Source organism: Pantoea sp. MT58, from assembly GCF_014495885.1.
GTDB classification, from domain to species: Bacteria; Pseudomonadota; Gammaproteobacteria; order Enterobacterales; family Enterobacteriaceae; genus Pantoea; species Pantoea eucalypti.
Genome location: NZ_CP061083.1, coordinates 259230 through 283435 on the forward strand (window position 1 = coordinate 259230; position 24206 = coordinate 283435).

Genomic DNA, 24206 nt, shown 5'->3' on the forward strand with positions numbered 1-24206 from the left:
AAAAATGGAAAAGCAGGATCATTTGCAGATTAGAAACTGCCATCAGGTTTGACAACCGGTCCTTTTCACTCTTGCTAGCGCCGCCACATTTTGCCGTGAAATCGCCTCGTCATAGCGGTCAGCGCGGGGGAAATCCCCGACCTGGTGCACACTCTGCAGTAGTGAGCCGCAGCTTTTCGCGCTTTTGTGCAGTGCCGCACGGGCAGTTGTGAGGATTGTCAGAAAACCGTTTAATCGGGCCAGACGATCCTGACATCTGCACAGTGACCCATCGTTAGCCTCCTATCTATATTTCCAGAAGCGGGAATTCTCAGCGTTATTCCTGAAAAAAACCTCGTGGCGCAACCTGCCGCTTTTTAAGGAATTCAGCTCATGCCTAAAGAACAAACGCCTCAACGGACGACCCATGTCCGCATCGGGATCCTCTGCCTGATCCTGTTTCTGTCGGTTGTGGCTTACGCCGACCGTTCGATCCTCTCGATCTCCGGGTCGGCAATCAAAGAGGAGTTCGGTCTGTCAGCGATCCAGCTGGGATTGATCCTCTCTGCTTTCAGCTGGGCCTATGTCATCGGTCAGATTCCTGGCGGACTGTTGCTTGACCGCTTCGGGGCCAAAAAAGTGTATGGCGCTACACTGGCGCTCTGGTCAGTTTCAACGCTGGCGATGGGATTTGTGGGCGAGTTCTCCAGCGGCATGACCGGCGCGCTGATGCTGATGTTTGGACTGCGCTTTATGCTGGGACTCATAGAGGCACCCAGCTTTCCCGCTAATGCGCGCGTGGTCATTATGTGGTTTCCGGGCGCAGAGCGGGGACGCGCATCATCGCTGTTCAGCTCGGCGCAATATTTTGCTGTCGCTATCTTCTCGCCGCTTTCAGGCTGGCTGGTCTCGCGCTTTGGCTGGGAATGGCCATTCTTTGTGCTGGGCGGCATCGGTCTGGTGGCGGTCCTGGTCTGGGCGGCCTGGATGCGCGAGCCACGCAACCACCCCGGCGTATCGGAAAGTGAATTGCGCCACATTGTCGACGGTGGCGCGCTGGTGGATATCGATGCGGCGCAGACGCTGAAAGCGCGACCACCGGTCAGCAAAGCGATGTTCAGAAAGCTGCTCACCAATCGCATGCTCTGGTGCGCCTATCTCGGTCAGTACTGCATCATTGCGCTCAGCTACTTCTTTATTACCTGGTTTCCAATCTATCTGGTGCAGGCGCGCGGCATGAACATCATGGAAGCGGGATTCGCCACTATTGCGCCAGCGCTGTTCGGTTTTCTGGGCGGCATCAGTGGCGGTTACCTGTCAGACAAGTTACTCGCCCGAGGCTGGAGCGTCTCCTGGGCACGTAAAACGCCCTATATCGTCGGCATGCTGATGGCGTCCAGCCTGGTGCTGGCGGCGATTATTCCCGGTAACGGCGGCATCATCGCCATTATGTCCTTCGCCTTCTTTGGTAAAGGCATCGCGGCTGGCGCAGGCACCTGGACGGTGATCAGTGATACCGCACCCAAAGAGGCGGTGGGTCTGGCGGGGTCCATTTTTAACGGCATCGGCAATATTGCCGGTTTCACCACGCCGCTGCTGTTCGGCATCATCGTTGGGCTGACCGGTAGCTACAGCATTGGACTGGCGTTTGTGGCGGCACACTGCGTGGTCGCAGCGCTGCTGTTCCTGCTGGTGATGGGGCCGATTGAACGTGTCGGCGAAGAGACCGGACGCCCGGCATCATTTAACAATCAGGAGAAAGAAGATGGCATTAAAGCAATGTAAAGTGCTGATCAAAGGGGAATTTCTGCCACCGCAGCTGATTGAGAATATCGAAAAAACGTTTACTGTGTTTCGGTTGGGCTGGCGGGATCTAAAGAAAGGCCCTTAGTTGGGCCATTAACTGTTAAGGTAAAAGCAGTCCAAAGATAGCAAATAAGATATAGCATGCGGTAGCGGCAAACCAAAAAAAAGAATAAATCTTCATCCAGGGAGATATCTTCTGTTTATTATTTTCAAAGAAATCATAGCCAGGATCATTGATGGCAAGGTAGCTTATTTTCTGCCTGCGACTTAATTTTATGAAAAACCGTAAAACCGGAAAAACTCCGAAGAAGCCAGTCGTATAATAAAAGGAGCAGGGGCCGGGGAAATTATATTTCTCTCTGTAAGAAGAGACCAGGTTATAATAATCCTGTCGTTTAATTAAATATATTATAAGCGACAGAATCAGAAGGCCGCATCCCAGCCCACCAAAAAATAATGAAGTACCAGCCAGCAATTTATTAGTTATCATAATATTCTGCAACTTTATTAATTATAGTTTCGACGCCTGAACTACCTGCAACACCACCGGCGACCGACCCTACAACTGCACATGCAACACCACCAGCGCCCGCTGTTGCTATTCCAATAGCCGCACAGCCAGCTAACGCGGCAGAGCTGCCCCAAACACCACCCAACATCCCTCCACCTGTAGTGAGAGCAAACTTTGAGTAGTCTTTAACGGCAATCTTCCCACATTCATCCTCGCGCCCTTTGCTGCATGCATCAACCACATCATTAGTCGTGCCTGCAAAAGCGAATCCAATCCCGATGAGTCCGCCAGTCTTTAAAAAACGCGCAGCTCTGGCTGCATTACCGACATAGTATGAATACCCTGGAATGCCACCTATTCCAACAGTAGACCATTCATGCACTATCGAGCGGCTGGAGAGATTTAATGCGCGCTTCATATTGTCATACTGCTGGAATTTTACAGTATACCGTGCAAGGGATTTTAACAGCGGCTTATTGACCAGCTCTTTAAGCTGCTGTAGTAGCTGATTGCGTTCAACAAAGAACTGCTGGCCTATCAGAGAACCCTGCGTGCGGAACTGATTCTGGTAGCTGACTTCGATTTTTTTCAGAGTTTGTTCAATAGCATTAAAATATTTTTCACCCGCATCTCCTGGAGTGCTAAAAATCTTGTCTCCAGCACCTGTCAGTGCGGCAATCGTTCCATAATGTTTTTGCATAAAACTGGCGTCATCGTCGTTCACACCAATCAATGCCGCATTAGTTTTATTCTTAGCCTGACGGAGCGTTGTTAGCATCTGCATTGTAAGCTGAGGGGATGTATCGGAGTCAGCCACAATCAGGATTTGCCCTGGCTTAAGATACGGCGTATCTGCATTAAGTTTCATAAACAGGCTGGTAGCGGGTGAACGTGTATCTCTGAACAGTTCCCGCGCCTGATATTCAAGTGTTCCGGGACGTTCCACTACACAATATCCGGGGGGCTAAGTTCTTCGCCATGCATCCATTCTCCGTCATTTAAAACAGGGTTATGATCCTATTATTAGTACCATTGGTAAGCAAAAAATATGCGTCATAAATATAAATAATTCTATTGAGTTACGCAAAAACTACTGTTTAGGGTTACGAGTGGTTTCGTCACACTGACTGAGAATGTTCGAATCTTTGCTCTTGCACTCAAGACGATCCATCAAGTCATAAATAATCCGTTTAACGATCTGGCTGTTAAGGGAAAATCCATAATCTTCCATGGATGATTATGGATTTGTTGTCCCGCTCAGTCTGGACCTGAACACCGATTTATCGTTCTGTCTGAAGAGTTCGCCTCTCCTCTGATCCCTCTCCCGACCCCACGCTTCGCACAAAACAGCCTGAAGAAAATCAGCCCGGCTGCCGATATCACCTTATCCCAACCGTTAATGTTAAGGAGTGATAGCGTGATTAAGCTGATTACCATTGATGAGTTGCGCCCGGGGATGTTTATCCACAAGCTGGAAGTCTGGTGGATAAAAGAGCAGCGCATTCATAATCAGATGCTGATCACCGATCCACGACAAATTGCCACGCTACGCAGCGAAGGGATCCGCCAGCTCTGGATCGACCTCGATCGATCGGTTCAGACGCCGATCGCCACCACGGTCGCAAAAAGAACCATTGGCCGCACTCCGTTTTTTCAGGAAATGGATCAGGCGCAGCAGATCTTTCAGCAGGGCAAGCCGAAAGTGCGGGCGATGTTCAACGAAGCGCGGCTGGGTAACGGCCTGAAGCTCGATTATATGATGGACCTGGTGGATGAAATCGCCGGATCGATCACGCGTGAACCCTCCGCCATGCTGAGCGTGGCGCGGCTGAAAAATCATGATGACTACACCTATCTGCACTCTATGGCGGTCTGCGGGCTGATGATTGCGCTGGGTAAAAAACTCGGGCTGGATGAGCAGCAGCTGCGCCGGGTGGGCATGGGCGGTTTACTGCATGATGTCGGCAAAGCGGCTGTGCCACTGGCGATCCTGAACAAAGCGGGCAAGCTGACTGAAGAGGAGTTCAGGGTGATGCGTGAGCATCCGGTGGTCGGCACGCAGATGCTGATAGAGGCCAACGCTGACGACGATCTGCTCGATATCGCTCTTCATCATCATGAAAAATATGATGGCAGCGGCTATCCGCACCGCCTGAAAGGCGAGGCGATTTCGTTCTACGCCCGCATGGCGGCGGTGTGTGATGTCTATGATGCCGTCACCTCGACCCGCTCCTATCGCAACGGCTGGACACCGGCAGAGGCAATGCATCAGATGCTGAGCTGGCGCGGGCATTTCGACCCTGCATTACTGCACACCTTCGTCAGAACCATTGGTATCTATCCGGTGGGATCGCTGGTGCGTCTGGCCTCTGGCCGGGTGGCGTTAGTGGTGAAAGCGGGTGAGAAATCGCTGATGCGTCCCTGTGTGCACGTTTTCTGGTCGCTGCACGCTCAGCGTGAAGTGAAACCGGAAGAGCTCGACCTCGGCGACAGCTTCTGCACCGACAGCATTGTAGGTGCAGAAGACAGCAAGCTGTGGGGTAACGTCGATCTTAATCGTATCTGGGCGCTGGAAGTCGCCTGATTTTTCGCCATTTTTACACTATTTTTACGCCCGCCCGCTGCATTTTAACCCCGTCTTTATACGCCTCCGCGCAAGCTAAGCCATAAATCCAATCCTCTGGAGGTTCCTGTGAGCGTGGGCGTAATAACCGGCATTGTGCTGGTGGTGTTGTTACTGGGCTATCTGATCTATGCCCTGTTAAATGCGGAGGCCTTCTGATGGCGGCCAATGCTTTTTTACTCATCGCATTTTATCTGGTGCTGCTGATGGTACTGGCGCAGCCGCTCGGACGGGGTCTGGCCTCGTTAGTGGCGGACAAGCCGGTGTTTGCCCGCCTGGAAACGCCACTGTGGCGACTGCTAGGCGCGCAGGCGTCGGACATGCGCTGGCCGCACTACCTGCTGGCGATTCTGTTGTTCAACGCGCTGGGTTTCGTGGTGCTGCTGTCTATATTGCTGCTGCAGGGCTCGCTGCCGCTGAATCCTCAGCAGCTGCCTGGCCTGAGCTGGCATCTGGCGCTGAACACTGCCGTGAGCTTCGTGACCAACACCAACTGGCAGGCTTACAGTGGCGAAAGCACCCTGAGCTATTTCAGTCAGATGGTGGGCCTGACGGTGCAGAACTTCCTCTCTGCCGCGACCGGTATCGCCGTGGCCTTTGCGCTGATCCGTGGCTTCGCCAATCGCAGCTCTGCAACTCTGGGTAACGCCTGGCGAGATCTGACCCGCATCACGCTTTACGTCTTACTGCCGATCAGCCTGCTGATGGCGCTGTTTTTTGTCAGTCAGGGCAGCATCCAGAACTTCTCGCCTTATCACAGCTTCTCCACGCTGGAAGGCGTGCAGCAGACGCTGTCGATGGGACCGGTGGCGTCGCAGGAAGCGATCAAAATGCTGGGTACCAATGGTGGCGGCTTCTTTAACGCCAACTCCTCACATCCCTTTGAGAACCCGACGGTACTGACGAATCTGGTGCAGATGCTGAGCATCTTCCTGATCCCGGCAGCGCTCTGCTTCGCGTTTGGCGAAAGCGTGCGTGACCGTCGTCAGGGCCACATGCTGCTGTGGGCGATGACGCTGATGTTTGTGGCGGCGGTCGCCGTCGTGATGTGGGCCGAACTGCAGGGCAACCCGCATTTCCTCCAGCTGGGGGCCGACAGCGCCATCAACATGGAAGGCAAAGAGACGCGCTTTGGCATCCTTAACAGCAGCCTGTTCGCGGTCATTACCACCGCCGCCTCCTGCGGTGCCGTTAATGCCATGCATGACTCCTTTACCGCGCTGGGCGGCATGGTGCCGATGTGGCTGATGCAACTGGGCGAGGTGGTATTTGGCGGTGTTGGCGCCGGCCTCTACGGCATGCTGCTGTTTGTACTGCTGGCGGTCTTTATTGCCGGACTGATGATTGGCCGTACCCCGGAGTTCCTGGGCAAAAAAGTCGATGTGTGGGAGATGAAAATGACCGCGCTGGCGATTCTGGTCACTCCGGCGCTGGTGCTGATCGGCACCGCCCTGGCGATGATGACCGACGCCGGACGCAGCGCAATGGCGAACCCGGGCATTCACGGCTTCAGCGAAGTGCTCTACGCGGTCTCCTCGGCGGCTAACAACAACGGCAGCGCCTTTGCCGGACTGAGTGTGAACACGCCGTTCTGGAACCTGTTACTGGCTGTCTGCATGCTGCTGGGTCGCTTCGGCATCATCATTCCGGTGATGGCAATCGCCGGTGCGATGGCGGTGAAAAAAGTGCAGCCGGTGGGTAACGGCACGCTGCCAACCCACGGTCCGCTGTTTATTGCACTGCTGATCGGCACGGTGCTGCTGGTGGGTGCACTGACCTTTATTCCTGCTCTGGCGCTGGGCCCGGTGGCTGAGCATCTGCAACTTGTTCAGGGACAATCCTCATGAGTCGTCAACAACAGGCGTTATTTGACGCAGCCCTGCTGCGTACCTCGGCCTGGGATGCGGTAAAAAAGCTCGATCCCCGGGTGCAGTTCCGTAACCCGGTGATGTTTGTGGTCTACCTCGGCAGCATCCTCACCTCGCTGCTGGCGCTGGCCATGCTGACCGGACGCATCAGCGGCAGCGCAAGCTTTACCGGGGCGATTGCGGTCTGGCTCTGGTTCACCGTGCTGTTCGCCAACCTGGCAGAGGCGCTGGCAGAAGGGCGCAGTAAGGCCCAGGCCAGCAGCCTGAAAGGGGTGAAAAAAACCAGCTTTGCCAAGAAACTGGCGTCGGCGCGCTATGGTGCCGAGTGGCAGCAGGTCAGTGCCGATGAGTTGCGTAAAGGCGACGCGGTGCTGGTTGAAGCGGGCGATATCATTCCCTGTGATGGTGAAGTGATGGAGGGCGGTGCCTCAGTGGATGAGAGCGCCATTACCGGTGAGTCTGCACCCGTAATCCGTGAGTCAGGCGGTGACTTCGCCTCAGTCACTGGCGGTACGCGTATTCTCTCTGACTGGCTGGTGATCACCTGTAGCGCCAACCCAGGCGAAACCTTCCTTGACCGGATGATCGCTATGGTGGAAGGCGCAAAACGCCGCAAAACGCCAAATGAGATTGCCCTGACCATCCTGCTGGTGTCACTGACCATCGTGTTCCTGCTGGCGACCGTGACGCTCTGGCCGTTCTCGGCATGGGGTGGCACGCCGGTCAGCGTCACGGTACTGGTGGCACTGCTGGTCTGTCTGATCCCGACCACTATCGGCGGCCTGCTGTCGGCGATTGGCGTGGCGGGGATGAGCCGGATGCTGGGTGCAAACGTCATCGCGACCAGCGGTCGTGCGGTGGAAGCCGCAGGGGATGTGGATGTGCTGATGCTGGACAAAACCGGCACCATCACGCTGGGTAACCGTCAGGCGACCCAGTTCCTGCCCGCGCCAGGCGTCAGCGAAGAGCAACTGGCCGACGCCGCGCAGCTCGCCTCGCTGGCCGATGAGACGCCGGAAGGTCGCAGCATCGTGGTACTGGCGAAACAGCGATTCAATCTGCGTGAACGCGATCTCAGCAGCATGGGCGCCAGCTTTATTCCGTTCTCAGCCCAGACCCGCATGAGTGGCGTGAACGTGCAGGACCGGCTGATCCGCAAAGGCGCGGTCGATGCCGTTCGTCGCCATATCGAAGCGAACCATGGTCGTTTCCCTGCCGAAGTGAATGCGCAGGTGGAAGAGGTGGCTCGCAGTGGCGGCACGCCGCTGGTGGTGTCAGAAGGCGCAAATGTGCTGGGTGTGGTGGCGCTGAAAGATATCGTGAAAGGCGGCATCAAAGAGCGCTTTGCCGAGCTGCGCAAAATGGGTATCAAAACGGTGATGATCACCGGTGATAACCCGCTGACCGCCGCGGCGATTGCCGCAGAAGCGGGCGTGGATGACTTCCTGTCAGAGGCCACACCAGAAGCCAAACTGGCGCTGATCCGTCAGTATCAGGCCGAAGGCCGTTTAGTGGCGATGACCGGTGACGGCACCAACGATGCGCCAGCACTGGCGCAGGCGGATGTGGCGGTGGCGATGAACTCCGGTACCCAGGCGGCGAAAGAGGCGGGCAACATGGTCGACCTCGACTCTAACCCGACCAAGCTGCTGGAAGTGGTGCACATCGGTAAACAGATGCTGATGACGCGCGGTTCGCTGACCACCTTCAGTATTGCCAACGACGTGGCGAAATATTTCGCCATTATCCCGGCGGCGTTTGCGGCGACCTATCCGCAGCTCAACATGCTTAACGTGATGCAGCTGCACTCGCCCGCCAGCGCAATCCTGTCGGCGGTGATCTTTAACGCCCTGGTGATTGTCTTCCTGATCCCGCTGGCCCTGAAAGGCGTCAGCTACCGCCCACTGAGCGCCGCTGCGCTGCTGCGCCGCAACCTGCTGATTTATGGTCTGGGTGGCCTGCTGGTGCCGTTTGTCGGCATCAAAGCGATCGATCTGCTGTTAGTGTTTTCAGGCATGGCCTGAGGAGAGAAAAATGAGTCAGTTACGTCCGGCAATTTTACTGTTGTTGCTGCTTACGCTTGTCACCGGCGTGGTTTATCCTTTGCTTACTACTGGTCTGGCGCAATGGCTGTTTCCGTCCCAGTCCAGCGGCTCGCTACTGGAGGAAGATGGCGTGGCGCGCGGGTCAGCATTGATTGGCCAGAACTTTACCCAGCCCAACTATTTCTGGGGCCGCCCTTCAGCCACAGGCGATAAACCCTATAACCCGCTCTCCTCAGGCGGCAGCAACCTGGCCGCCAGCAATCCGGCGCTGGATAAAGCGGTAGCCGATCGCGTCGCTGCGCTGCGGGCCGCGAACCCGCAGGCACCGGCTGCCGTGCCGGTCGAGCTGGTCACTGCCTCAGCCAGCGGGCTGGACCCGGATATTTCGCCGGAGGCCGCGCGCTGGCAGGCGCCGCGTGTCGCCGCCAGCCGCAAAGTGCCGGTGGCGCAGGTCGAGGCGCTGATTGAAAAGATGACGCATCGTCCACTGATGCCATTCCTCGGCACACCGACGATCAACGTGTTGCAGCTGAATATGGCGCTCAACGAACTGTAATGGTGTTAAGGAAGCGATGAACCACGAACCCCAGCGTCCCGATCCCGACGCGCTGCTGCAGGCTAACCGCGAAACGCATCGCGGGCAGCTGAAAATTTACTTTGGTGCCTGTGCTGGCGTGGGCAAAACCTACGCCATGCTGCAGGAGGCACAGCGGCTGCGTGCGCAGGGTCTGGATGTGCTGATCGGCGTGGTAGAGACCCACGAACGGCCGGAAACCGCACAGCTGCTGACAGGATTAACCCTGCTGCCGCGTCGCGCCACCGGCCGTTCGCGTCATGCAGAGTTTGATCTCGATGCCGCGCTGGCCCGCCATCCTGCCGTCATCCTGATGGATGAGCTGGCGCACACCAACGTTAAGGGCTCGCGCCATCCCAAGCGCTGGCAGGATATTGAGGAGCTGCTGGAAGCGGGCATCGACGTCCTGACCACCGTCAACGTGCAGCATCTTGAAAGCCTCAACGATGTGGTCGGCGGCGTCACCGGCATTCAGGTGCGCGAAACCGTACCCGATCCCTTTTTTGACAGTGCCGACGAAGTGGTGCTGGTCGATCTGCCGCCCGACGATCTGCGCCAGCGATTGAAAGAGGGCAAAGTTTATATTGGCGATCGTGCTGAGCGCGCCATCGAAAACTTTTTCCGTAAAGGTAACCTCTTCGCCCTGCGTGAGCTGGCGCTGCGCCGCACCGCCGATCGGGTAGACGATCAGATGCGCGCCTGGCGCGATCAGCAGGGCCGGGATCGGGTCTGGCACACCCGCGACGCTATCCTGCTCTGTATTGGCGACGACAGCGGCAGTGAAAAGCTGGTGCGCACCGCAGCCCGACTGGCGGCGCGACTGGGCAGCGAATGGCACGCGGTCTATGTTGAAACGCCCCGGCTCAACCGGCTGCCGGAAGCACGGCGACGGGCCATCCTGCGCACATTACAGCTGGCACAGGAGCTGGGCGCGGAAACCGCCACCCTTTCTGAACCGGATGAAGCGGAAGCGGTGCTGGGTTATGCCCGCGAACACAATCTGGGCAAAATCGTCACCGGCCGTCGCCCGCTTCGGCGCTGGCGGCGTGACAGTTTTGCTGAACGACTGGGCCAGCTTGGACCGGATCTCGATCTGCTGGTCGTGGCGCTGGATGAGCCGCTGAAAGATGCGCCGCATCCGCTGCCGGATGGTCGTGTTAACAGCGAAAAATGGCGCATTCAGCTGCGCGGCGTGATGATGGCGCTGGTGCTCTGTATCCTGGTGACCGCAGCCGGGCAATCGGTGCTGATCAATTTCGATCCCGCCAACTGCGTGATGATCTACCTGCTGGCGGTGGTGATCGTGGCACTACGCTATGGCCGCTGGCCGTCGGTGATCGCCACGGTGATAAATATCGTCGCCTTCGACCTCTTCTTTGTGGCCCCCACCGGCACGGTGGCGGTCTCCGACCTGCAATACCTGGTGACCTTTGGCGTGATGCTGGCGGTCGGCGTGATTGTCGGGAATCTTACGGCAGGCGTGCGCTATCAGGCGCGGGTGGCGCGCTACCGCGAGCAGCGGGCGCGTCAGCTCTATGAGATGGCGAAATCGCTGGGCAGTGCGTTGACACCGCAGGATATCGCCGCCACCAGCCAGCGTGTGCTCGACGCCACGCTACAGGCGCGCTGCCTGCTGCTGCTGCCCGATGAGCAGGGCGAGCTGAAAGCGGTGGGCGATGCGTTACCGGCCAGCGAGCCGGATCGCGCGATTGCTAAATGGAGTTACAGCAAAGGCCAGCCTGCAGGCGCGGGCACCGATACCTTACCGGCAGTGCCTTATCAGATCCTGCCGCTGAAAAGCGGCGCGCAGTGCCGGGGATTACTGGTGGTGGAGCCGCAGAACCTGCGTCAGCTGATGATTCCTGAGCAGCAGCGGCTGGTGGAAACCTTTACGGTGCTGATCGCCAATGCCCTGGAGCGGATGGCGCTGTCACACAGCGAGGCAGTGTCCCGTCTCTCAGCGGAGCGTGAACAGCTGCGCAATGCGTTGCTGTCGGCGCTGTCACACGACCTGCGCACCCCGCTGACCGTACTGTTTGGTCAGGCAGAAATGCTGATGCTTGACCTGGCCAGTGACAACTCAAAATATGTGCCGCAGGCCAGCCAGATTCGCGAGCAGACGCTCAGCACCATCCGGCTGGTGAGCAACATGCTGGATATGGCGCGCATTCAGTCGGGCGGCCTCAATCTGCGGGAAGAGTGGCTGGCGCTGGAAGAGGTGATTGGTGGGGCGCTGAGCAGCATGGCACCCTCGCTCAAGGGGCATGAGGTCCAGCTCGACCTGCCGGATGACATCGTGCTGATCAAAGGGGACAGCACGCTGCTGGAGCGGGTTTTCACTAACCTGATAGAGAACAGCCTGAAGTATGCCGGTAATAGCGCGCCACGCGGCATCCGCGCCTGGCGTGCAGCATCACGACTGGAAATTGCGGTCTGGGATGGCGGACCCGGCATTGCCGAAGAGGATTTAACCCGGATATTCGATAAGTTCTGGCGCGGCAATAAAGAGTCGGCGGTGCCGGGCGTCGGGCTGGGTCTGGCGATCTGTAAAACCATTATCGAGAGCCATGGCGGCCAGATCTGGGCCGAAAACCGGCCCGAAGGTGGCGCGGCATTTCGTCTCTCGCTGCCGCTGCCGCCCGCCCCTGAAATTTCTGACGAAGGGCTGAAATAACTTCACAGTGGATCAGTTATACTGCCGGTCCTGTTTGATTATTCGTGGGATTGTATGGAACGTTTTACCGAAAACCTGATGTATGCATCGCGCTGGTTGCTGGCTCCGGTTTACATTGGACTTTCGCTGGGATTACTGGCGCTGACCATTAAATTTTTCCAGGAAATTTTCCACCTGCTGCCCAACATTTTCAGCATTGCGGAAAACGATCTGATTCTTCTGCTGCTCTCACTGGTGGATATGACGCTGGTTGGCGGCCTGCTGGTGATGGTAATGCTGTCGGGTTATGAGAACTTCATCTCTAAACTCGACATCGACGAAGACAAAGAGAAGCTGAGCTGGCTGGGCAAGATGGACTCCGGCTCGCTGAAAAACAAAGTCGCTGCCTCCATCGTTGCCATCTCGTCGATTCACCTGCTGCGGGTGTTCATGGAAGCGCGTAATGTCGAAAACGACAAACTCATGTGGTACGTGATTATCCACCTGACCTTTGTGCTCTCTGCCTTTGTGATGGGCTGGCTGGACAAAATGTCGCGCTACGATAAAAAGTAAAATATCCCCCTGGTGGCCCGCTGACGCGGGCCTCTGCGTTATCCCTGCCGATCTGTTTTCCCTGAACGACCTGCTGGCTGCGACGCCGGACGCGTGCCCGCCAGCTGCGGCATCACCTCTTTAATCATCGCAAAAAAGTGTTGCAGCCTGGCCGGGTAGTAACTCGCCCAGGGATAAGTCAGCCACACCGGCAGCGGTGGTGCCTGCCACGCAGGCACCAGCTGAACCAGGTCGCCATCGGCTAAATCTTCCTGTACCGCCCAGGAGGAGACAATTGCCGCACCCATGCCCGCCAGCGCCGCTTTGCGCACCGCATACAAACTGTCACTGCTCAGCCGTGGCGTAATCGCCAGATTCACCGGCTGGCCATCGTCAATCTTTTGCAATGCCACTTCGTTACGGTAAAAACTGGTGAGGGCCAGCCATGGCAGATCTCGCAGCTGTTCAATCTGCGCTATGGGCGGATACTGTGCCAGCAGGTGCGGGGCCGCCACCACAATGCGCGGCACTTCGGCCAGCAGAACCGCCACCACCGAGGGATCGGTTGGCGCACCGACCTGAATGGCGCAGTCGACATTCTCGGCCATAAAGTCGGGTGTGCGATCGTTCAGCATCCACTCAATATTGAGCCGGGGATAGCGATGCAGATAGTCCACCAGTGGGGCGATCAGCTGATCCTGACCAAAGGCGTGCGGGGCACGAACCCGCAGTGTACCGACCGGATCGGCACTGGCGCCGGTCAGCTCATCTTCCAGCGTATGCCAGGTCGCCAGCAGCTGCCGTGCCTGGGCGTAGCAGCGTTCACCATCATCGGTGAGTTTCAGCGCATGCGTGGTGCGCAGGATCAGCTTCAGCCCCAGCCGCTGCTCAAGGGTCTGCAGCCGACGACTGACGGTAGGTTGTGTCGTACCCAGCTGGGCCGCGGCGGCCGATAAGCTGCCACTCTCGACGATACGGATAAAGGTCTGCATCAGGTCGATGCGATCGCTGCTGTTAGGATTGTTCATACGTACCACGCATAACGGTTTTGCCTGATATCAGTCTACCGCGTATAACCGCGATGCGCTTTAATGGTTGTACGAAATGAAGAGGATTACAGCATGTCAGCCATATCAACCCAGACTCAAAATGAATCGCTCTCCACACCGCTGGTGTTTACCCTGGCCGCGGGTGCCGGACTCAGCGTTGCGTCGATTTACTACAGCCAGCCGATGCTGGATATCATCAGCAAACAGTTTAACGCAGGCATTGGCGCAGTCGGTATGGTGCCGATGCTGACCCAGGCGGGCTATGCCCTGGGCATTCTGCTGCTGGCGCCACTGGGCGATCGTCATGACCGTCGCACCATTATCTTTATCAAAGGCTTACTGCTGGTGGCAGCGCTGCTGCTGTGTGGTTTTTCCGGTGGGCTCAGCGCGCTGCTGATTGCCAGTTTTATCACCGGCCTGACGGCTACGGTGGCGCAGGATATTGTGCCTGCATCGGCGGCGCTGGCCCCGGAACGCAGCCGGGGTAAAACGGTCGGCACGGTGATGACCGGGCTGCTGGTTGGCATCCTCTTGTCGCGGGTGGTCAGTGGGGTGGTGGCGGAGTATTTCGGCTGGCGCACCATGTATATGATTGCCGCGCTGGCGGTGCTGCTGATTACGCTGACGCTGTGGCGTGTGCTGCCGCGCTTCACACCAGGCACCTCGGTAAGCTACCCGCGCCTGCTGCTGTCGCTGGTGCATTTGTGGCGCCACCACCAGACGCTGCGCCGGGCCGCGCTGGCTCAGGGTCTGCTGTCAGTGGCCTTCAGCGCCTTCTGGTCGACACTGGCATTAATGCTTAGCGACCGCTTTCATCTGGACAGTGCCGTTGCCGGAGCCTTTGGTTTAGCCGGTGCAGCGGGCGCCATGGCGGCACCGCTGGCGGGCAGTTTTGCTGACCGCATTGGTCCGGCAAGGGTCACGCAGGCGGGTGCCGCGCTGGTAACGATCTCTTTTGCGCTGATGTTCCTGCTGCCATTACTGCCCATGCCGGCGCAGCTGGCGCTGATAGTCGTCTGTACTATCGGCTTTGATTTAGGCGTACAGGCCACGCTGGTGGCGCATCAGACGCTGGTCTACGGCCTGGCCCCGGAAGCACGTAGTCGCCTTAATGCCCTGCTGTTTACCGTGGTGTTTATCGGTATGGCGACCGGTGCGGCGCTGGGCAGTCTGGCGCTGGCACACTGGGGCTGGAATGGCGTGGTTGCACTCGCCACCATAGCTGGTGCAGCCGCTGTCGCGGTCCGCTTCGCCAGTCGTCACCTGAAAAACTGACACCTCGCCCGTCAAAAAATGTGCCAGGCTTATTCATAAACCCGAAATATTCTGGAGTGTTATGAACTTTTTAGCCTGGACAGCAGCGACGGGCGGCCTCCTGCTGCTGATGTCGCTGGCTTCCGGTTGGATTCACCGGGGGCCAGTTACCTCATTTGGCCTGTTTCTGATCGCGGGTATGCTGTGCGGCCCGTGGGGATTTGATGTTATCCACCTTGATATCGTTACCCATTCCGAAGCCGTGGCCCACATCACTGAAATCACCATGGCAGCCTCGCTGTTTATCACCGGTCTCAAGCTGCGTCAGCCGCTGCAGAATAACTGCTGGCACACCGGGCTGAAGCTGGCCTTTCCCGCCATGTTGCTCACCGTCGCCGCAATGACCCTGCTGGCACACTTCCTGGTGGGATTAGACTGGCCGATTGCGCTGGCGTTTGGGGCGATTGTCGCGCCGACCGATCCGGTGCTGGCGAGCTTAATCTCGGTCAATGATGCACAGGATGATGATTCACTTCGCGTGGCAATATCCAGCGAGGCGGGCATGAACGACGGCTCCGCGCTGCCACTGCTGATGCTGGCGCTGCTGCTGTTCAATGGCGAAAGCCTGAATGGCGCGATGCTGGCGCACTGGGGCGCGGTCGAAGTGCTCTGGGCGATTGGCGGCGGGCTTGTCATCGGGTTTGTCCTGGGGCAGTTGATCGGCATGCTGGCGACCCGACTGCGCAATGCCAATGGCGATGTCGCACCCAATGATTTTCTGGCGCTGGCGCTGATAGCACTGAGTTATTCACTGGTGGAGTGGCTGGGTGCTTCCGGCTTCCTTGCAGCCTTTGCCGCCGGGCTGGGATTACGCCGCGCAGAACTGGGCGTGTTCCGTCGCCATCAGCCGGACGATCTCTCTGACGACGAGCGGATATTGCCCTCTGAGGCGCTGGTAAATCCTAACATGCGTCTGGCGCATCAGGGCGGCACGAATATGGTCAAATCGATTGGGTTTGTAGTAGGCGACGCCCTCTCTTTTGGCGATACTATTGAACGTTTACTGGCGGCTGGCATGATGGTGGTGCTGGGCGTCACACTGGCGCAGCACTGGAACATCTACGGCGTGCTGATTGGCCTGGTGCTGTTTGCGGTGGTGCGACCGCTGGCCGTCTGGCTGGTAACAATGCGAGCCGGACTGCCGCTGGGGCAGCGCCTGCTGATTGGCTGGCTGGGCATCCGGGGAATTGGCAGTCTGAACTACATCGCCTATGCCTGGACGCACGGGATGCAAGGCCCGCAGATGGAAATTATGACCAATATGGCGTTAACGCTGGTGGTCTGCAGCGTGGTGGTTCACGGCACCACCGTGACGCCGCTGCTGAACTGGCGTCAGAAGCGCCTCGAAGCCCTTCAGCGCAAGGTTTAACCCGAACGAACAGGAGTTAAGAATGAAAGTAACTCAGATAGTGCTGCTGAGTATCCTCGCCACCGGCAGCGCGCTGGCGGCGGATGACACTGACACTGAGCAGAATGTTTACGCCAGTCAGTTATGCCACATCGTCAGCGGCGAGAAAAAGGTCGCCACTGCAGATCATTACGTTGAGCAGATGAAATCGACCGTGGCGGGCGGCCAGTCACCGTCGGCGATGAATCAGCCCGAATTCGACGAAGAGTCTGCGCGTGAAGTGGCCAGTGCCTGGCTGCAACTGGGGGACGATGAGCGTGCCAAACTGCGCGTCAACGAACAGCAGTGTGAACAGGCCGTGATGGCGCAGTTCCAGCAGGAAGATTAACCAGACGGAATGAAATAAAACGCGCCTGCCGGGCGCGTTTTTTTATGGCTTTTCAGGGGCTGTTGCGTACATAATCGCCAGCCAGTGCACCAGACTTGCATTTGTTCATACTTCTTTAGCCTACCGCAACGGTTTGCTGACATTTCGGGCTTCACACAACAGGCATTATGATTACGCGTCGACGCTTTATTCTCGGCACGGGAGCGCTCGGGCTCTCCATGACCACCGGCAAATTATTTGCCCGCGATGACATTATTCCCCTCTGGCCGGATGATCCGCCCGGCGGCGGCGGCCCATCCGGCCAGTTAAATATTAACAGCACCGGTTCCTGGTCAAATATCGTCAGTCCGGCCATTCAGCGCTTTAAACCGGAAAACCCCAATGGTGAAGCCGTATTAATCGCTGCAGGCGGCGGTTATCGCTGGATCGGTATGGGCCGCGAAGCCTGGCCGGTGGCGCGCTGGCTCAATGCCAGTGGCTATACCGCCTATGTGCTCAGCTACCGGTTGCCGCATGAGAAGTGGCAGGCGGGACGGCTGGCACCGCTGCAGGATGCGCAGCGTGCCATCCGGCTGGTGCGATCTTTTGAGCGCAAAGTGCATGCACTGGGCTTCTCGGCAGGTGGACATCTGCTGGGATTGGCGGCAGCGCGGCCAGATTTTGCATCGTATCCGGCCATCGATCCGCTGGATGAAGTGGTGCCGAAAGTCGACAGTGTTGGCCTGATCTATCCGGTTATTACCCTGGAAGCGCCTTATCAGCACACTAATACCCATCTGATGATGGTCGGCAAAAATGCCACGCCGCAGGATGAGGCGAACTGGTCAGTGCAGAACTATGTCACCCGGCAATATCCGCCCACGTTTCTGGCGCAGGCCGAGGACGATCACACCTCAAATCCGTTTAACACCGAGCTGATGCGCGACACCTGTCGCCGCAACCGCGTGCCGGTTGAGCTGATTCAAATCAGCAAAGGCGGACATGGATTTGGTCTTGGCAAGGCGGGCACGCCCGCGGCGTTATGGGATCAGGCGTATGTTAAGTGGCTGGAAAACCTCCGTCAGGTTGCATACCTGGGCATGCACGACTCATCCCTGTAACCCTTCCCCTTGCGACTGACGTAAAAAAAGCCGGCATTCGCCGGCCTCGCGACAGTAGCGATTTTCAGGATTGAAGCGACACAGGTTAAAGCTTGTGTGCAGGCAGAGGCCGCCTGATTAAAACTGATAGGTCAGGCCCATAGCGATACTGTCTTTCGTCGAAATGCCGGTGGCACGCGTAAAGTCGTTTTCCTTCAGCAGGTTAATGCGATAGTCCACGTAGGTCAGCATGTTCTTGTTGAAATAGTAATAGGTGCCCACCGCAATATATTTCTGCATCGTCTGACTGCCCCCGGCAAAATTTCCTGCGCCCTGCAGGTTTTCGCCACGCTGCGTGACAAAACCGACTGAAGGGCGCAAACCGTTCAGGAACTGGTACTGCGCAATTGCCTCAACGTTATGGGTTTTGTCAGCGACCTGTGCCAGCTGTCCATAAGGCGTAACGTCACTGGCTTCGCCATACATGGCGGCCAGATAGATCTGGCTGGCATCATATTTTGCAGAGGTTACCCAGGCGGTGGCATCGTCTCCCTGACCGTCAGCTTGCTGAGTCAGCGTCCGTTTTGCTTTCATCCCTGCCGCCGCAATGCTCAGTCCATCGGTAATGTTGTAAGTCAGGCCAGCACCGTAACCATCCCCGTTAGCCAGTCTGGCGGTTGCGCGGTCATTTTTCCCTTGATACTGCAGGGTTAGCTTTAATCCACCCCACTCCGGAGAGTGCCAGGTCGCGAGGCCGGTTGAGCGTTTTGACAGGAAGTTATCGTTAGTGGTCATGGTGCCGGAACCGTAGACCGGTGCCATATCCGTATAGGCGGAGGCGGTATACAGTACCCCAAAGCTACGGCCATAATCGAACGAGCCGAAGTCGACCATTTTCAGACCTGCAAAGCCTAAACGTGTGGCATTCCCCGTTTGCGCGTCGCTACCGCCTTCACTGTGATTCAGCTGGAAATTGTATTCCCATTGACCATAACCGGTAAGCTGATCATTAATTTGCGTCTCACCTTTAAAACCCAGGCGTGCATAAGAGTTGTCGCCATCTTCTGCAATATTATCTGAGAAAACATGGCGCGCATCGACTTTACCGTACAGGTCGAGCTTATTTCCATCTTTATTATAAATTCCAGCGGAGCATGCAGAGAATGAGACCATAAAAAACATTGCATACGGCGCGGCTGTTTTTATTTTATTGTGCATATCATCTGCCCTTTTCAGTTAGCTGAAGCATGAGGAGGTTACCGCTCAGGACGGTATTTATTTCAATCTCACATTCGTATTGTTTAATCGCTAAATCATGAAATGGTGATATCGGCCATAAAGGTTATGGCCATTTTTTATAATGACTTTCCCTGGTGTTATTACATTCTGGTAGCGTATTTCCTGGTGATTTTTTATTAAAAGGCTAAGTCAGGTATATCGCTTAATACGGTTTGCGCGCCCGCATCAATATATTTTCGGGCAAGAACCGGGTCATTGATCGTGGCAATCGCGAATTCAATACCTGAACGGGCCAGTCGCGCCAGGTCTTCGTCTGTCGCGAAGTCACCCAGGAAATGCAGGATCTGGCAACCTGTTCTGGCGAGAAGCGCCGCGGGGTCTTTCGGCGGGACGCAAACCGCCAGCCCGCGGGGTACGTCAGGCATAAGCCGTGCGGCAACCTGCAGCGAAATCTCAGAAAAACTGCTGATGAATAATTTCTTCTCGCTTGCTGGCCACAGTGATTTCAACTGAGCGATCGCAATCTCCGCCGTCTCCACTTCCTGCCCGGAGGTGGGTTTGATTTCCAGTTGTAGCCCGACGCCTTTATCCAGTACAAAGCCGACTGTTTCAGCCAGTGTAGGCACTTTCACGCCCCTGAAAAGGTGGCCGTAACATACGCCAGCCTCCAGCGACCGGATCTCATCCAGGGTCAGATTCGCCACATAGCCTTTGCCATTCGTTGTCCTGTTTACGGAATCGTCATGAATAATGACCGGGTGCATATCTTTGGTGAGTTTGACATCCACCTCTATCCACGTTGCGCCGTGTTCCACCGCCGCCAGAAACGAAGGTAGCGTGTTTTCCGGTGCCAGTAGCGGTGCTCCCCGATGGGCAATCAGACGGGAGTTCACTACACGTGCAGGGTGTTTTTGGGTCGACATTATTGGCGTTACCTTCTGTTAGGGTTATATCGCAGGTCTACCTGAGCAAAACCTGGTTAGAAAATTCGGTTCTGACTTCATCACCCAGCGGTTTAGGCATGAACTGGGTGCCATGGATACGCTCTTTGCTGTTAATCAGTCCGGCATCACGATTTACGTCTTTGTTTTGAGGCGTAATGCCATAAACCTGCTGAAACAGCCGTTGGGTGGTGGGCAGCGTCAGCCAGTGGATAAACAGCAACGCTGCCGCTTTATGGGGTGCGTTTACAGGTATCGCCACCATATTTCCGCCGCCGGGCATGCCGAAATCGGGGATATAGAGCCGGATCGTTTTCGGGACTTCACCGTGGTTTTCTAATCCCACCAGATAATCTTCCCAGGCGGGGACCAGCAGGAATTCACCGCTGACCAGCCGGGTGACGCTGTCGGCGTTGGAGGCCGTAATGATGTAGTTGGGGCGCTGCTGTTTGAACCAGTTCCAGGCCGGCTGCAGAGCCGTCAGGCTTTTTAGATCCGCATCGCCTTTCGTGAAATCAAAACCCGGTACCCGTGTGCGCGTCACCGATTCAATAAAGGCCGGGCCGGATCCGCCGTTTTCAACGTTGAAGCCAAACTCCTGACGATGACGCTGCAGAAAGGCCGTAATCTGCGGCAATGTTCGCGGTAACTCACTTTCTTTCAGGCGGCGCGAATCGTAGGCCAGACCGGTCTGGTTGCCCCAAAATGCCACGCCATAGCCTTTACTGTCCGTTCCCTCAATGGTGTAGTTCAGGGTTTTGCCTGCCGGCAGCAGTGTATTAATCGGGCCAAAAAACGTTTTCTGAGGTGATACGGTCCCGAATGCCCCGCCGCCAATCGAAAACAGATCAATGTCACCCGTATCCCGTCCCCGGTCTGCCATGAGTTTATTAATATTACCCTGTAGTGTGCCTTCAGACAGGGTAACGTTAATACCGTACTGTTTTTCAAACAGGCTGACCTGCTCTTTTAAACGGTCCTGGTAATACCATTGATACCAGGTTAATTCCCCTTCTTTTTTCGCCTGTTCGACAATCTGTTCCCAGTTCATCGTAGTTAAATCCTGAGCCTGGCTACAGAAAGCCCCGGCCAGCAATAATATTGCAGCAACGAATCTGAACATATGTTTCCCCAATAACGCGAATTAAAGACTGTCAGCCTTTTCCTGCAAAGGCGGCGACAGGATTTCTTGTCAGTAATTTTTCTGCAATCAGCATTAAAATGACATTTGGCACAACCAGCATTAAAGAAATGACCGCCGCATTGGGTCGAATAAAGTTATAACCCAGATAAGAATAGAGAATGGCCGGGACGGTAATAAAATCGGGTGAGCCAACAATGAAACTTATGGCGAACTCTTCTATTGATAACGTAAAAACAATAATTAGTGCGGCAAATATTCCCGGCCTGATGGTGGGCAGGCAGGCGACTAAAAAACGGTTTATCACCGAAGCGCCCATATCCCGTGCCGCATCAAGCGTGTCCTGGCGTATCTGCGAACACGACAGGGTGAGAATGCGCACGGCATAAGGCATCAGGATAATAATATGCCCCAGCAAAATGCCGCCAAACCGGCTGTGAATGCCCGCCACGTTAAGCAACATGGAAAAAAACAGTGCCACGACAAAGCCCGGAACGATAAGCGGCAATAAGATCGCATTCTGTAAAAAATGTTTGCCCGTAAACGACATTCTGCCAAACGCCCACGCGGCAGGCAGAGACAGCATCAGCGTGCAGACCGAGACGGTTGCCGCCAGTAAATAGCTGTTCCTGAGCGCCTGCGGTAACGCGGTCGTGGTCCAGACTTCCACCCAACGGCCCAGGGAGACAACCGGCGGCAGGGCATCTGGCCATGCCCACGGATGGGTTTTATCGACCAGTGACCACAGGACGGTCAACATAAAGGGAATGACCAGCCACAGCATAAACAGGGCGATGATAATGATCATCATGACGATTCGCAGCGGGGATAAGGTCTCTCTGGCTTTCATGATCGCTGTTCTCCGACTTGTTGTAGCCACTTCGCCAGGGCGGCAAGCACGACTGCACCGACAAAAGCCGCCAGCATTAAAATCACGGCGACAACCGCGGCAAGATTCCAGCCCTGGGCGCTGATTTCGGGGAAGCGCAGCATGTATTGCGAAAGAGAGAACACACTGGTCGGCCCCGCAACGACCTGGAATGAAAAGTCACCTAATGCACCGATGAAAATCAGCACCAGCGACACCTGAACGGACTTGATAGATAAAGGCAGAATGATTTGTAACAGCCGGGCAGCTCTGCCGGCACCCAAATCCCGCGCGGCATTAAAAATTTCGTCGCCAATCGCGCGCAGGCTGCCGGTAATAATCAGCAGCGCATAGGGAAGCTGTTTCCAGACCTGCAAAATAATCACGCCCGTTCCCCAGCGGTCATTTTGCATCCTGATGGGGTGAGAGATGATCCCCAGCTTGAGCAAGCCCAGGTTAATAAAACCCTGCCAGGAAATCAGATTGATAAACAGCAGCGCGGCAACCAGTCCGTGCACCATCAGCGGGGCTTTAAGCAAACCGCCCATCAGCATTGAGCCGGGAAAGGGTTTTCTCAGCCACAGTGCCAGCGGGAGCGCCAGCGCGACGGACAGAACGGCACTGATGACGCCAATTTTGAGTGAATAGCCTGTCGCGCGCCAAAGCTGACTGTCGTTCAGGATGGTTTGCCAGTACTGAAGTGTGAAATGCGCCGGCGCGCCAAAATTAAACAGACCAACGGACTGCGCCAGCGCCATGATGACAATCAGCACCAGCGTCAGCACGACCGGCGCGACGGCAGGCAAAACCAGCAGCCAGCTAAGCCTGTTGCGGTTGCGCATTTTCATGAACAGCTTTCCTGTAAAAAACGGATTCTGTCTGGCGCAATGGAGAAGTTAACCCGATCACCTTCCTGTATGGTGTTTTTGCCGACTAACTGGATACACCACTGATAGTCTGTTTCTTCATGCCCAATCGGATGAACCTGGAGTTCAGAAATATTGCCAAGAAAACTCACGGCACCGATCTCAAAAGCCCGGGTGTTTTTCCCCGTATCCTGTTCGCTCAGCAGGGCATCCTCAGGACGCCAGAAGGTATAGACCTTGTCCGAGACGGGCGGCTGGTGACTGTGTATTTCCATTTCGCCCATGACACACGCAATACGATAAATACCGCTGCTGCTGTCTCCGTCCAGTACGCGGGCTTCCATCACGTTAGCCTGACCGACAAAACCGGCGACAAAGCGGTTTATCGGGGAATAATAGATCTCATCCGGCGTACCGATTTGTTCGATCTTTCCGGCATTCATGACCACCACAATGTCAGACATCGACAGGGCTTCTGCACGGTCATGGGTAACATAAATGGCGGTAAATCCATGGGAGCGCTGAAGCTGTCTGATCTCCAGTCGTACCTTGTCCCGTAATTTGGCATCCAGATTTGACAGCGGCTCATCAAACAACACGATTTCCGGACGCACGGCCAGCGCTCTGGCAAGCGCCACGCGCTGCTGCTGACCGCCGGATAACTGCGCCGGCAGTTTAGGCAAATGCGCATTGAGTGATACCTGAGCAGCGGTCTGCGCTACGCGATCGTGAATATCCGTTTTTGCCATCTTCATCTGCCTGAGGCCAAAACCGATATTTTCAGCAACGGACAGGTGAGGAAAAAGCGCATAGGACTGAAAGCACATCGCCGTGTCGCGATGTTCAGGTTTGACATGATGCATGTCCTGCTGGTGGATCAGTACTTCGCCACTATCAAGACTGTAAAAGCCGGCAATGACTTTAAGCAGCGTGGTTTTGCCACAGCCAGAGGGGCCAAGCAGGGAAACAAATTGCCCTTTTTTGGCCTGCAGTGAAATGCCGTTCAGCGCGACAAAATCGTCAAATGTCAGCATGGCATTGTGGATTTCTAGCGTGTTCACGTGGTCTGCTCCGTCATAAAATGCCAGGGATTTCTTAATTAATGCGATGCGCATAATAATCAGGCGTAGTGAATTTAAGCAATTTCAGAGAGGTTAAGAATTTATTAAGTTTTTAAAACCTATATTTAACAGGTTAATGTAAGGTTTATTTGAAATCGTATGTTTAACGCGCTAATTATTTTAATGCATTATGATTAATATTAAGTTCAGAGGGTTAAGATGCTCTGGCAGAGCGCGCACAGCGGGCAGGGCAGCGGGGAGACGCTGTCCTGAAATGCAGTGATAAGGTAAGTCCGGGGCA

General features: G+C 55.9%; 20 protein-coding genes. 12 read left to right on the forward strand and 8 right to left on the reverse strand.

The features are described 5' to 3' along the window. Positions 1 to 372: 372 nt before the first annotated feature. Positions 373 to 1764 (forward strand): MFS transporter, encoded by a 1392-nt coding sequence (locus tag IAI47_RS01215; RefSeq protein ID WP_008926333.1) that lies wholly within the window; start codon positions 373 to 375, stop codon positions 1762 to 1764. A gap of 500 nt (positions 1765 to 2264) precedes the next feature. Here IAI47_RS01215 and IAI47_RS01220 read toward each other — a convergent pair whose 3' ends face one another. Beyond that, entirely contained in the window at positions 2265 to 3242 is a 978-nt protein-coding gene (locus IAI47_RS01220) for a hypothetical protein (RefSeq protein WP_008926330.1), read from the reverse strand. Positions 3243 to 3713: 471 nt separating this feature from the next. On the opposite strand from IAI47_RS01220, the gene IAI47_RS01225 reads away from it, so the two are divergent. From IAI47_RS01225 to IAI47_RS01255, 7 genes are all read left to right on the forward strand, one after another. Next, the gene (locus IAI47_RS01225) at positions 3714 to 4880 is read left to right on the forward strand and encodes an HD-GYP domain-containing protein (protein ID WP_008926329.1); all 1167 of its coding nucleotides are present in this window, start codon (positions 3714 to 3716) and stop codon (positions 4878 to 4880) included. A 108-nt stretch (positions 4881 to 4988) separates the two neighbouring features. After that, positions 4989 to 5078 (forward strand): K(+)-transporting ATPase subunit F, encoded by a 90-nt coding sequence (gene kdpF, locus IAI47_RS01230; RefSeq protein ID WP_010253443.1) that lies wholly within the window; start codon positions 4989 to 4991, stop codon positions 5076 to 5078. Beyond that, positions 5078 to 6766 carry a potassium-transporting ATPase subunit KdpA gene (gene kdpA, locus IAI47_RS01235; RefSeq protein ID WP_008926328.1) on the forward strand — a complete coding sequence of 563 codons (1689 nt, stop codon included), beginning with the start codon at positions 5078 to 5080 and terminating at the stop codon, positions 6764 to 6766. Before kdpF ends, kdpA begins: the two co-directional genes overlap by 1 nt. Then, positions 6763 to 8811 (forward strand): potassium-transporting ATPase subunit KdpB, encoded by a 2049-nt coding sequence (kdpB, locus tag IAI47_RS01240; protein WP_008926327.1) that lies wholly within the window; start codon positions 6763 to 6765, stop codon positions 8809 to 8811. Before kdpA ends, kdpB begins: the two co-directional genes overlap by 4 nt. Positions 8812 to 8821: 10 nt before the next feature. Continuing rightward, the gene (gene kdpC, locus IAI47_RS01245) at positions 8822 to 9388 is read left to right on the forward strand and encodes a potassium-transporting ATPase subunit KdpC (protein ID WP_003852087.1); all 567 of its coding nucleotides are present in this window, start codon (positions 8822 to 8824) and stop codon (positions 9386 to 9388) included. A 16-nt stretch (positions 9389 to 9404) separates the two neighbouring features. Further along, a complete protein-coding gene (gene kdpD, locus IAI47_RS01250; protein WP_003852090.1) occupies positions 9405 to 12080 on the forward strand; it encodes a two-component system sensor histidine kinase KdpD in 2676 nt (891 codons plus the stop codon). Between the two features lie 54 nt (positions 12081 to 12134). Next, positions 12135 to 12632, forward strand: coding sequence for a TIGR00645 family protein (locus tag IAI47_RS01255; RefSeq protein WP_003852093.1), 498 nt, complete (start codon positions 12135 to 12137; stop codon positions 12630 to 12632). A 38-nt stretch (positions 12633 to 12670) separates the two neighbouring features. Here IAI47_RS01255 and IAI47_RS01260 read toward each other — a convergent pair whose 3' ends face one another. Further along, positions 12671 to 13639 carry a LysR family transcriptional regulator gene (locus IAI47_RS01260; protein ID WP_003852095.1) on the reverse strand — a complete coding sequence of 323 codons (969 nt, stop codon included), beginning with the start codon at positions 13637 to 13639 and terminating at the stop codon, positions 12671 to 12673. 93 nt (positions 13640 to 13732) lie between these two features. Between IAI47_RS01260 and IAI47_RS01265 the strand changes: the two genes are divergently transcribed. The 4 genes from IAI47_RS01265 to IAI47_RS01280 all read left to right on the forward strand — a co-directional run bounded on the left by IAI47_RS01265 (position 13733) and on the right by IAI47_RS01280 (position 17810). Next, the gene (locus IAI47_RS01265) at positions 13733 to 14935 is read left to right on the forward strand and encodes an MFS transporter (RefSeq protein WP_008926326.1); all 1203 of its coding nucleotides are present in this window, start codon (positions 13733 to 13735) and stop codon (positions 14933 to 14935) included. A gap of 61 nt (positions 14936 to 14996) precedes the next feature. After that, positions 14997 to 16343: a sodium:proton antiporter gene (locus IAI47_RS01270; RefSeq protein ID WP_003852099.1), complete on the forward strand. Its 1347-nt coding sequence runs from the start codon at positions 14997 to 14999 to the stop codon at positions 16341 to 16343. A 22-nt stretch (positions 16344 to 16365) separates the two neighbouring features. Next, on the forward strand, positions 16366 to 16710 hold the full coding sequence (locus IAI47_RS01275; protein ID WP_008926325.1) for a hypothetical protein: 345 nt from the start codon (positions 16366 to 16368) through the stop codon (positions 16708 to 16710). Between the two features lie 167 nt (positions 16711 to 16877). Then, positions 16878 to 17810: an alpha/beta hydrolase gene (locus IAI47_RS01280; RefSeq protein ID WP_003852102.1), complete on the forward strand. Its 933-nt coding sequence runs from the start codon at positions 16878 to 16880 to the stop codon at positions 17808 to 17810. 117 nt (positions 17811 to 17927) lie between these two features. Here IAI47_RS01280 and IAI47_RS01285 read toward each other — a convergent pair whose 3' ends face one another. The 6 genes from IAI47_RS01285 to IAI47_RS01310 all read right to left on the reverse strand — a co-directional run bounded on the left by IAI47_RS01285 (position 17928) and on the right by IAI47_RS01310 (position 23959). After that, positions 17928 to 19007: a porin gene (locus IAI47_RS01285; RefSeq protein ID WP_008926324.1), complete on the reverse strand. Its 1080-nt coding sequence runs from the start codon at positions 19005 to 19007 to the stop codon at positions 17928 to 17930. A 197-nt stretch (positions 19008 to 19204) separates the two neighbouring features. Beyond that, positions 19205 to 19951, reverse strand: a complete 747-nt coding sequence (locus IAI47_RS01290; protein WP_003852105.1) for a glycerophosphodiester phosphodiesterase family protein — start codon at positions 19949 to 19951, stop codon at positions 19205 to 19207. Between the two features lie 37 nt (positions 19952 to 19988). Further along, a complete protein-coding gene (locus IAI47_RS01295; protein ID WP_033743318.1) occupies positions 19989 to 21092 on the reverse strand; it encodes an extracellular solute-binding protein in 1104 nt (367 codons plus the stop codon). 31 nt (positions 21093 to 21123) lie between these two features. After that, positions 21124 to 21960 carry an ABC transporter permease gene (locus IAI47_RS01300; RefSeq protein WP_008926323.1) on the reverse strand — a complete coding sequence of 279 codons (837 nt, stop codon included), beginning with the start codon at positions 21958 to 21960 and terminating at the stop codon, positions 21124 to 21126. After that, a complete protein-coding gene (locus IAI47_RS01305; RefSeq protein ID WP_187961164.1) occupies positions 21957 to 22826 on the reverse strand; it encodes an ABC transporter permease in 870 nt (289 codons plus the stop codon). The genes IAI47_RS01300 and IAI47_RS01305 overlap by 4 nt, the downstream gene beginning before the upstream one ends. Next, the gene (locus IAI47_RS01310) at positions 22823 to 23959 is read right to left on the reverse strand and encodes an ABC transporter ATP-binding protein (RefSeq protein WP_008926321.1); all 1137 of its coding nucleotides are present in this window, start codon (positions 23957 to 23959) and stop codon (positions 22823 to 22825) included. Before IAI47_RS01310 ends, IAI47_RS01305 begins: the two co-directional genes overlap by 4 nt. Positions 23960 to 24206: the final 247 nt, after the last annotated feature.

Bases quoted from the DNA above. Each gene is read 5' to 3' on its own strand.
- IAI47_RS01215 (WP_008926333.1), top strand. From the start codon at position 373: ATGCCTAAAGAACAAACGCCTCAACGGACGACCCATGTCCGCATCGGG.
- kdpA (WP_008926328.1), top strand. From the start codon at position 5,078: ATGGCGGCCAATGCTTTTTTACTCATCGCATTTTATCTGGTGCTGCTG.
- kdpB (WP_008926327.1), top strand. From the start codon at position 6,763: ATGAGTCGTCAACAACAGGCGTTATTTGACGCAGCCCTGCTGCGTACC.
- kdpC (WP_003852087.1), top strand. From the start codon at position 8,822: ATGAGTCAGTTACGTCCGGCAATTTTACTGTTGTTGCTGCTTACGCTT.
- kdpD (WP_003852090.1), top strand. From the start codon at position 9,405: ATGAACCACGAACCCCAGCGTCCCGATCCCGACGCGCTGCTGCAGGCT.
- IAI47_RS01255 (WP_003852093.1), top strand. From the start codon at position 12,135: ATGGAACGTTTTACCGAAAACCTGATGTATGCATCGCGCTGGTTGCTG.
- IAI47_RS01260 (WP_003852095.1), bottom strand. From the start codon at position 13,639: ATGAACAATCCTAACAGCAGCGATCGCATCGACCTGATGCAGACCTTT.
- IAI47_RS01265 (WP_008926326.1), top strand. From the start codon at position 13,733: ATGTCAGCCATATCAACCCAGACTCAAAATGAATCGCTCTCCACACCG.
- IAI47_RS01270 (WP_003852099.1), top strand. From the start codon at position 14,997: ATGAACTTTTTAGCCTGGACAGCAGCGACGGGCGGCCTCCTGCTGCTG.
- IAI47_RS01275 (WP_008926325.1), top strand. From the start codon at position 16,366: ATGAAAGTAACTCAGATAGTGCTGCTGAGTATCCTCGCCACCGGCAGC.
- IAI47_RS01280 (WP_003852102.1), top strand. From the start codon at position 16,878: ATGATTACGCGTCGACGCTTTATTCTCGGCACGGGAGCGCTCGGGCTC.
- IAI47_RS01285 (WP_008926324.1), bottom strand. From the start codon at position 19,007: ATGCACAATAAAATAAAAACAGCCGCGCCGTATGCAATGTTTTTTATG.
- IAI47_RS01290 (WP_003852105.1), bottom strand. From the start codon at position 19,951: ATGTCGACCCAAAAACACCCTGCACGTGTAGTGAACTCCCGTCTGATT.
- IAI47_RS01295 (WP_033743318.1), bottom strand. From the start codon at position 21,092: ATGTTCAGATTCGTTGCTGCAATATTATTGCTGGCCGGGGCTTTCTGT.
- IAI47_RS01300 (WP_008926323.1), bottom strand. From the start codon at position 21,960: ATGAAAGCCAGAGAGACCTTATCCCCGCTGCGAATCGTCATGATGATC.
- IAI47_RS01305 (WP_187961164.1), bottom strand. From the start codon at position 22,826: ATGAAAATGCGCAACCGCAACAGGCTTAGCTGGCTGCTGGTTTTGCCT.
- IAI47_RS01310 (WP_008926321.1), bottom strand. From the start codon at position 23,959: ATGCGCATCGCATTAATTAAGAAATCCCTGGCATTTTATGACGGAGCA.